At 60.6% G+C, this 8,245-nt stretch carries 8 protein-coding genes and 1 pseudogene; 5 read left to right on the plus strand and 4 right to left on the minus strand.

Annotated elements, in window-relative coordinates:
• Positions 1-120 precede the first annotated feature (120 nt).
• The 3 genes from fecA to QMX93_RS11530 form a co-directional block, all read right to left on the minus strand.
• Positions 121-2,454, minus strand: coding sequence for a TonB-dependent Fe(3+) dicitrate receptor FecA (fecA, locus tag QMX93_RS11520; protein ID WP_282355837.1), 2,334 nt, complete (start codon positions 2,452-2,454; stop codon positions 121-123).
• A gap of 179 nt (positions 2,455-2,633) precedes the next feature.
• Complete coding sequence (locus tag QMX93_RS11525) at positions 2,634-3,566, minus strand: DUF4880 domain-containing protein (RefSeq protein WP_282355839.1); 933 nt, start codon at positions 3,564-3,566, stop codon at positions 2,634-2,636.
• Entirely contained in the window at positions 3,563-4,051 is a 489-nt protein-coding gene (locus QMX93_RS11530; protein ID WP_282355841.1) for a sigma-70 family RNA polymerase sigma factor, read from the minus strand. Before QMX93_RS11530 ends, QMX93_RS11525 begins: the two co-directional genes overlap by 4 nt.
• A 186-nt stretch (positions 4,052-4,237) precedes the next feature.
• On the opposite strand from QMX93_RS11530, the gene QMX93_RS11535 reads away from it, so the two are divergent.
• The 5 genes from QMX93_RS11535 to QMX93_RS11555 are packed head-to-tail and all read left to right on the plus strand — an operon-like array spanning position 4,238 to position 8,006.
• Complete coding sequence (locus QMX93_RS11535; protein ID WP_053117249.1) at positions 4,238-4,543, plus strand: DUF3649 domain-containing protein; 306 nt, start codon at positions 4,238-4,240, stop codon at positions 4,541-4,543.
• Complete coding sequence (locus tag QMX93_RS11540; RefSeq protein ID WP_282355846.1) at positions 4,540-6,126, plus strand: PepSY-associated TM helix domain-containing protein; 1,587 nt, start codon at positions 4,540-4,542, stop codon at positions 6,124-6,126. Before QMX93_RS11535 ends, QMX93_RS11540 begins: the two co-directional genes overlap by 4 nt.
• Positions 6,126-6,452: a DUF3325 domain-containing protein gene (locus tag QMX93_RS11545; RefSeq protein ID WP_053117253.1), complete on the plus strand. Its 327-nt coding sequence runs from the start codon at positions 6,126-6,128 to the stop codon at positions 6,450-6,452. The genes QMX93_RS11540 and QMX93_RS11545 overlap by 1 nt, the downstream gene beginning before the upstream one ends.
• Position 6,453: 1 nt before the next feature.
• Entirely contained in the window at positions 6,454-7,020 is a 567-nt protein-coding gene (locus QMX93_RS11550) for an RNA polymerase sigma factor (RefSeq protein WP_123595011.1), read from the plus strand.
• Complete coding sequence (locus tag QMX93_RS11555; protein WP_282355857.1) at positions 7,017-8,006, plus strand: FecR family protein; 990 nt, start codon at positions 7,017-7,019, stop codon at positions 8,004-8,006. The genes QMX93_RS11550 and QMX93_RS11555 overlap by 4 nt, the downstream gene beginning before the upstream one ends.
• A 66-nt stretch (positions 8,007-8,072) precedes the next feature.
• Here the strand turns inward: QMX93_RS11555 and QMX93_RS11560 are convergent.
• Positions 8,073-8,245 (minus strand): annotated as a pseudogene (locus QMX93_RS11560) (IS110 family transposase); the annotation flags it as partial.

An 8,245-nucleotide genomic window follows, 5' to 3' on the forward strand; every position in this document is an offset into this window, starting at 1 on the left:
TCTTAGTTGTATCAAGACTTGAGTTCGGCTCGATATTGCATGTCGGCGCAATACGCCAAAACAACGCGGTCAGTCCCCTCTCCCTCCGGGAGAGGGTTAGGGTGAGGGGCTCTTCAATCCTCAGAACGCTACCGAAGTCTGCACATAAACCGTCCGCGGTTCCCCCACATACTTGCCTTTGTTGTTGTCATCAAATGAGCGCGTGAAGTACTGCGTGTTAAAAATGTTCTTCACCCCAACCGCGACATTCAAATCCGACAACTGCGGCCCAAAGTCATACCCCGCGCGACTGCTGAACAGCATGTACCCTGGAATCTTGCCATTGCTGCCATCAGCACTTTCCTTCGAGGTATTAGCGTTATCAGCAAACTGGTCGCTCTGGAAACTGCTGTCCAGATTCAACTTCCACGCCCCTTCGGTATAACCCATGCCAATCGTGCCTTTGTGCTTCGACGAGAACGGCACACGATTACCTTTGTTCGGCCCGTCTTCACGAATGGTCGCGTCAACAAAGGCGTAAGTCGCGTAAACATCGAAACCCGCCAGCGCCGGGCTCAAGTCATCCAGCGCGTAGTTGACGCTGGTCTCGATGCCCTGATGACGAGTTTCACCCCGGGCGATCACCGAATCGTTGGTCTGATTACTTTCATATTGATTGTCGAAGTTGATCAAGAACGCACCAATTTCCGCGCGCAACGCGCCATTGTCATACCGAGTACCGAGCTCCCAGGTGCGGGCCTTTTCCGGTTTCACTTCACCGCTGCTCACGCGGTTGGGCATCTGGCTGTACTGCACGCTGCCGAACGAGCCTTCGGTGTTGGCGTACAGATTCCAGCTGTCGGTCAGGTGATACAGCACGTTCAGCGCCGGCAGCGCGGTGTTGTAGTCGCCTTCATATTTGACGTTGGTCAGGTTGTTGGTTTGCTGCGAGTCGATCATCTCGTAGCGCACGCCCGGGGTGATCGTCCATTTGCCTATGTCGATGCGGTCGTCGACGAAGAACGCATTGGCTTCGGTGCCGCCACGGGTATCGCGGTCGTTGCGGCTGTTGGTGGTCGGGTATTCGTTGCTGGCGATCGGCGTGCGATAGCGCAGTTCGTGGCCGGCCTCGTTGATGTAGCGGTAGCCGATGCCGACTTCATGGCTGGTCGGGCCGAGGTCGAAGCCTTGGGCGAAGCGAGTTTCCAGGCCGCGTACCCAGTACTCGCGCGGCGACAGCGAGAGGAAGCTGCCCTGATCCAGATAACCGCTGCGCAGGGTTTTGGTGAAGAAAGTGTTGGCAGTGAATTCGCGGCGATCTTCCTGATAGCGATAGCCGAAGTTGAACATGGTGCGACGGCCCCAGAACTGGTCTTTCGGGCGCGTCGACTGATACGGATCGGCATCGTAATCGGCGACGTTCAGACCGCCCGGCATGTCGGCCTTGCCTTCGTAATACTGCGCCATGGCGTTGAAGCTGTTTGCCTCGTCGAGCTGGTATTTGCCCTTGAGGATCAGGTCGTCGATTTCGGTGTCGCTGTGTTCGCGCCAATCACCGCCGCGCGTGCCGGAGTAAAGCAATGCGCCGCCGAGACCGTTGGCGTTGGTGCCGCCAGCCAGCAGGTTGGCGCTGGTCTTGAAGCCGTCGTGGCTCGACGAAGGGCTGGTCTCAGTCTGGAAGCCACCCTTGACCGTAGGCGCTTCAGGAATCGCGCGGGTGACGAAGTTGACCACGCCGCCGACGTTCTGCGGGCCGTAACGCACCGCGCCGCCGCCGCGCACCACGTCCACCGCATCCATGTTGCCCATGCTGATCGGCGCGAACGACAACTGTGGTTGGCCATAAGGTGCGAACGGCACCGGGATGCCGTCCATCAACACGGTCGAGCGTGCGGCCAGACGCGGATTCAAACCGCGGATGCCGAAGTTCAGCGCCATGTCGTGGCTGCCGGTGCCGTTGTTTTCCGGGGCGTTGACGCCGGGAATGCGGTTGAGCACATCACGCGCTTGAGTTGCGCCTTGGCGTTCGAATTCTTCGCGGCGGATCACATCGCGCGCGCCGGGGTGTTCGAAGACGTTGATCTGCGCGGCATCGCCGAGCCAGTCGCCGACGACTTTCGAGGTGTCCAGCTCCAGCGCGGCATCGGTGATCGGTTGCAGGCTGAACGCGTTGTTACCTTCGGCGCGTGCTTGCAGACCAGTGCCTTCGAGCAGCGCATTCAAACCTTGCTCAGGCGTATAGCTGCCTTCCAGACCACGGCTTTGTACGCCGCTGGTGACTTGTGAACCGAAAGAGATCAGCACGCCCGCTTCACGGCCAAACTGGTTGAGGGCGTTTTCCAGCGACGACGGTGCGATGTGATAAGCCTTGGCGTCGGCCGCCATCGCGACGGGCAGTGCGCTGAAGCTCAAGCTGGCGCCGAGGACGAGATTGCGCAGGCTGCGGGCCAGTGGCGTGAGGCGGGTGGGGTGCATGGTGGATGATCCTGAGAAGGTTGAATCAAGGGGGCTTTCCTTCTCTGTCACGCCAGATCTGAAAAACGGCTCATTTATTTTTCAAGGATCAAAAGATCGCAGCCTGCGGCAGCTCCTACATTTGCAATGGATATCTCCTGTAGGAGCTGCCGAAGGCTGCGATCCTTTGATCTTGCTCCTTACACCCGCGCCTCAACGGTCACCCAATACCGGGTAAAGCGCTTCACCTTCACCGGCAAACTGATTTCCAGCAGATCAAGAATCCGCTCACTGTCGTCCAGCGGATACGTCCCGGAGATCAACAAATCAGCAACCTTCCTGTCGCAATTAAGCTGCCCGCGACGATAGCGACCGAGCTCCTCGAGAAAATCCCCCAGACGCATATGCGCCGCCACCAACATGCCATCGACCCAGGCGCCACTGTTGGCATCCAGCGCTTGCGCGTCACCAACAGACGTCGAGGTAAAACTCAGTTGCCGTGCCACCGGCAGCAGCATCGGCGCACGCCCATCGGCGCTTAGTTCGACCCGCCCTTCAAACAACGCCACCTGCGTGCGATCAGCCAATTGCCGCACATTGAGACGCGCGCCCTGGGTTTTCAGAATGCCCTGCGCCGTGCGCACTTCAAACCCGTGCGACGCGGTCAGGAGCATTTCTCCCTCAAGCAAACGAATCAGACGCTGATCAATCCGCACGTCAGCCGCACTCGCCGTGTTGAGGTGCAACTGATCGCCCGCACCCAACGCCACCTTGCGCCGCTGGCCAACCGGGCTGCGGTAATCAGCAAGCAGCGACGGCAGCGGATTGTGCTCACGCATTCCCCAGGTCGCAGCCGAACCAGCGCCAAGAATCAGCAACAATTTCAGCGCCTGACGCCGACTGCCCGACTTCGGCCCGTTCAACGCCGCATGCGCCAGCGGTGAAGACACACCGCGCAACCGCTGATTGACCCGCTGAATGTGTTCCCACGCCCGCCGATGTTCGCTGTGCGCCTCCAGCCATTGCTGCATCGCCATCTGCTCGCGCGGGCTCAGGGCGCCTTGCTGCATTTCCATCAGCCAGTGCACAGCCTGTTCGGCCACCTGCGAAGAAAAATCCGGAGCGCGATTCATAGGGCGAAGTAGCAGCGCATCGCCGCTTTGTTCAGATGACGTTTGACCGTGGCCACAGAAATGCCGAGTTCGGCGGCGATCTGTGGATAAGTCAGGCCATCGACCTGCGCCAGCAAAAACGCGCGTTTGACCTGGCGCGGCAAACCGTCGAGCAACTCATCCAGCTCCATCAGGGTTTGCAGGATGATCGCTTTGTGTTCTTCCGAGGGCGCAAGCATTTCCGGCATCTGCGCGAGGGTGTCGAGGTAGGCGCGCTCCAGATCCTGACGGCGGTAGTGATTGAACAACACCCGCTTGGCGAGGGTGGTGAGGAACGCGCGCGGCTCGATGATCACCGGTGGATCGCGAGCGGTCAGCACTTTGATGAAGGTGTCCTGCGCCAGATCCGCCGCGCTGTCCGGGCAGCCGAGTTTGCGCCGCAGCCAGCCGGTCAGCCAGTTGTGGTGGGCCTGATAGAGCGATTCGACGGGATGGGCGGACGACAACGGTGACTCCGGGCGTTTTGTTGACGCAGTAGAGAGGTGCGTTAGAGAACAAGAACTGTTCGCATTGTAGGGTGCGCTGACGGTGTCCGGCAATCAGATGCTTTTGCGTATGAGAATATTTATCATTAATATTGCTCGACTGTTGTTCGGCTTGTCGGCCGGACGTTTTCGTTTCAGGGTCGAAACATGAAAGCCAAACTCGCCACACTTCCCATGTCCTATCGTCTGGCCGTTACCTCGCGGGTGCTGGCGGCGGTGTTTGGCGGCTATCTGGTCGCGGCGCTGGCCAGTGTCACTCTGACTATGTGGTTGCCGCTCAACCGCGCCGAAGCCGTGGTGACTGGCATGACCGTCTCGTTTCTGGTTTATCTGGTGGCGGTGTTGTGGTGCTTTGCCTGTCGCACGGCGTGGTCGGCGTGGGTCGGTTTGCTGGTGCCGAGCGTGATTCTGGCGACCATCTCCGGCGCTGCTCGCGGGTTGGGCTTTGCATGAAAGAGGGTTTTCGCCAGGCCATGGCCTGGTTGCACACGTGGGTCGGGCTGGTGTTCGGCTGGTTGCTGTTCGCGATTTTTCTGACCGGCACGCTGGCCTATTTCAATGATGAAACCACGCACTGGATGCAGCCGGAAATTCCCTCGCGACCGTTGAATGCCGAGGCGAGCCTGGGCCTGGCGCAGGACTATCTGCAACAACATGCCGCCGGCGCCTCACGCTGGCTGATCGACTTGCCCGACGCCCGTGATCCCGGCCTGACCGTGCGCTGGCAACAGTCACCGGGCAAACCCGGCGAACGCGGCCGCTTCGAATCGAAAACCCTCGACGCACAAACCGGCAGCGAAGTGCAGGGCCGCGAAAGCATGGGCGGCGAGTTCTTCTACCGCTTCCACTTTCAGCTGCAAATGCCCTATCCGTGGGGGCGCTGGCTGGCGACGATCGCCGCGATGGTGATGTTCGTCGCGCTGATCACCGGGATCATCACCCACAAAAAAATCTTCAAAGACTTCTTCACCTTCCGCCCCCGCAAAGGCCAGCGCTCCTGGCTCGACGGGCATAACGCGGTCGGCGTGCTGGTGCTGCCGTTTCACCTGATGATCACCTACAGCAGCCTGGTGATTTTCATGTCGATGGTCATGCCGGCGAGCATTTTGGCGTCGTACGGCAGCGACGTGAACAAGTTTTACGATGAAGTATTCCCAGCCTCGAATACCCCGGAACGCGCCAACATTGCGCAGGCGCTGGCGCCCATGGCACCGCTGTTGGCCAAGGCCAGCGAACAATGGTCGGGCGGCCATACGGCGCGACTGTCGGTGAACAATCCGGGCGATGCCAACGCGACGGTGGTGCTGTCGCGTGCCGGCGACCGCGTGGTGCACGATTTCGGCCGTGCGGTGACGTTCAATGGCGTCAGCGGGCAGATGCTCGGCAGCACACCGAATCAGCCGATGGCCATGGCGGTCGGCGGCGCTTTCTATGGTTTGCACATGGGCCACTTCGCCGGGCCGGTGTTGCGTTGGCTGTACTTTATTTGCGGATTGGCTGGTACGGCGATGATCGGCACCGGGCTGGTGATCTGGCTCGGCAAGCGTCAACTGAAACATGCGAAGAGCGGCGTGATGCCGTTTGAACTGCGGCTGGTTGAAGTGCTGAACATCGCCAGCATGGCCGGGCTGGTGACGGCGATTGCGGTGTTATTCCTGGCTAATCGTCTGTTGCCGATTGGCCTCGCCGGGCGTGCGGATTGGGAAGTGAATGCGTTCTTTATCGCCTGGGGTTTGAGCGTGGTTCACGCGCTGTTGCGGCCGGGACGCAAGGCCTGGGTCGAGCAGCTGGCGTGCGGCGCGTTGCTGTTTACTGCCGTGCCGATAATCAACGCGCTGACCACGCCGTGGAATCTCGCAGCGACCCTGACGCAAGGCGATTGGACGCTCGCCGGTTTCGATCTGACCTGCTTCGCCACCGGCGTGTTTCTGGCGTGGGCCGCATGGAAAATGCAACGCGCCGCCAGCACCGTCAGCGTGAAAAATCCTCGTCGCGAAAAGGCTCGGGCGATCACCCTTGAGCAGGGAGCGAACTGATGCTGCTGGCGCTGCTGCTGTGCTATGCCGGGTTCACCGCGTTGTGCCTGTCGATGCCTCGTCATCACGATGAATTGCTCGGCCACAAACCTTCGGCCTCGCGTCGTCAGGCGCTGAAAATCGGCGGATGGTTGTTGCTGTGTTTATCGCTGTGGGCGGCAGTGACGGTGAACGGCTGGAGCTTTGGCCTGGTCGACTGGTTCGCCGTGCTGATGCTCAGCGCATTGACGCTGGTGTTGCTGATGCCGTATCGCCCGCGTCTGGCGTTGGCGCTCGCCGGGCTGAGTCTGTTGGCCAGCCCGGTGGCGGCATGGGCGCAGTGCTGAGGTGTTGATCGGTCTCCCTCCGGAATCCCGCGACGACGAACCGCGCGGGGCGCGTGCGCACTTTCTCCAGGTGTTTCTGTCCCAGCGTTCGCAGATGGAAGCGCTGGTGAATCGGCGCGTCGGCTGCCGGGCGACAGCGGCGGATCTGGTGCAGGATCTGTTTCTGCGCTTCTGGCGGCGGCCGCTGGTGCAGGTCGAAGAACTCAGTACCTATCTTTTGCGCTGCGCCGGCAACATCGCCATCGACCATTTACGCAGCGAAGGCACGCGTACACGGGTCAACGAAGGCTGGCAGCCGGACGCGCCGGACAGCCACGGCAGCGAACCGCAAGCCGCGCTCGAAGCGGGCAATGATCTGCGCCACGTCGAAGCCGCGTTGCGTGCATTGCCCGAGCGCACCCGACAAATCTTTTTGCTCAATCGCATCCACGGCCGCAAGTACGCCGACATCGCCAAAGCCATGGGCCTGTCCCAAAGTGCCGTGGAAAAACATATGATGCGCGCCCTCGAGGCCTGCAAGGCCAGCCTGCGCGAACCCGCGCCACGTCTGCCAGGGAAAGCACCGTGAAGCCAACCGATTACATCACCCCGACACCGGCTCAGGAGCAGGCTGCATTCGCCTGGCTGAGCCTGTTGCATGATCGGCCAAGCGCGGGCGATCAACTCACCTTCAGCCAATGGCTGCGTGCCGATCCGGCGCACGCCGAGGCTTATGCGCAGGCGCAAGTGGTCTGGGAGCTGAGCGAAGGCCCGGCGCGAACATTGGCCGATGAAGACGCTTTGGCGCTGCAGGAATATCTCGATGCGATGGATCGACCGCGTCGTCCGCAACTCTTGCGGTGGTCGGGTGCGCTGGCGATGGCCGCGTGTCTGTTGCTGATGATAAGCCTCGGCACCGGGTGGCAGCCGCAGCGTTGGATCGATGATCTGGGGGCGGATTACGTTTCCGCGCCGGGGGAAATTCGCACGGTGACGTTGGCCGATCAATCGCAAGTCACCCTCGATGCTGACAGTGCGATTGCAGTGGATTTCAGCCGGGGTGAGCGGCATGTGCAGTTGCGCCGTGGCGCCGGATTTTTCACGGTCACGCACACTGGTGAACCGTTTGTGGTCGAGGCCGAGAAGGGCCAGGCGCGGGTGCTTGGGACGCAATTCGAGGTGCGACTGCAAGCGCATGGCGCGCAGGTGACGGTGTTGTCCGGGCGTGTCGGGGTGACGGCGGATCGTGATGGCGAACAGCAGATTCTCACGGCCGGGCAGCAAGTCGCTTACGGCGCGGGATCGGCGGAAAAACTGCATGCCGTGGACAGCGAGGCGCAACTGGCCTGGCGGCAGGGTTGGCTGACGTATTACAAGTCGACACTGGGGGACGTGGTGGAGGATTTGCGCCGGTATTATCCGGGGCGGATTGTGCTGCTCAATGATGAGTTGGCGGCGCGCAAGGTCAGTGGCAGTTTTCCGAGTAAGGATCCGCAGGCGGTGTTGAATTCTTTGCAGGGGGTGTTGGGGTTTGAGCAGCATCAGGTGCTTGGGCATCTGATTATTTTGCGTTAAAGCGACTGGCCTCTTCGCGAGCAAGCCCGCTCCCACATTTTGGAATGCGTTCCCCTGTGGGAGATTCTATGGTTGCGAACAACGTTTTTTAGGCAGTTTTGCTGACGTATGCTTCTCGCTCTTCAGCAGCGCGTATGCAATACGCGCAAGTTTACGTGACAAAATCACCAGCGCTTCAGTGGTGGCCTTGCCCTTGTTTCGATGATGCTCATAGGTTTCCTTCCAGGCCGCTGTGCGGC

This window comes from Pseudomonas sp. PS01303 (assembly GCF_029959385.1).
Lineage (GTDB): Bacteria > Pseudomonadota > Gammaproteobacteria > Pseudomonadales > Pseudomonadaceae > Aquipseudomonas > Aquipseudomonas rustica.